1 pseudogene is annotated in these 466 nt (G+C 67.6%); it reads left to right on the forward strand.

The annotated features are described in order from the left end of the window. Positions 1–466 (forward strand): annotated as a pseudogene (locus tag EN969_RS34805) (helicase); the annotation flags it as partial.

Genomic DNA, 466 nt, shown 5'->3' on the forward strand with positions numbered 1-466 from the left:
CTCATCAACCGCCGCGACATCGCCGAGGAGATGAAGTCGCTCGACCAGGAAGGCCGCGCAGCCCTTCGCCGGCTTGGCGTGCGCTTCGGCGCCTACCATGTCTTCGTGCCGGCGCTGATCAAGCCGGCGCCTGCCGGGCTGGTGACGCTGCTGTGGGCGCTGAAGAACGACGGCAAGGACAAGCCAGGTTTTGGCGACGTGGTCCATGCGCTCGCCTCGGGTCGCACCTCGGTGGTCATCGACCCCGCCTTCGACAAGACCTTCTACAAGCTTGCCGGCTACCGCAATCTCGGCCGTCGCGCCGTGCGCATCGACATCCTGGAACGGCTGGCGGATCTGATCCGCCCGGCGACCAACTGGAAGCCCGGCCTCGGCCAGCGCCCGGACGGCGCCTATGACGGCCAGTCCTTCATGGTGACGCCGCCGATGATGTCGATCCTCGGCGCCACCGCGGACGACATGGAAG

The sequence above is a fragment of the Mesorhizobium sp. M7A.F.Ca.CA.003.01.2.1 genome (assembly GCF_003998945.1).
Classification (GTDB): Bacteria; Pseudomonadota; Alphaproteobacteria; order Rhizobiales; family Rhizobiaceae; genus Mesorhizobium; species Mesorhizobium ciceri.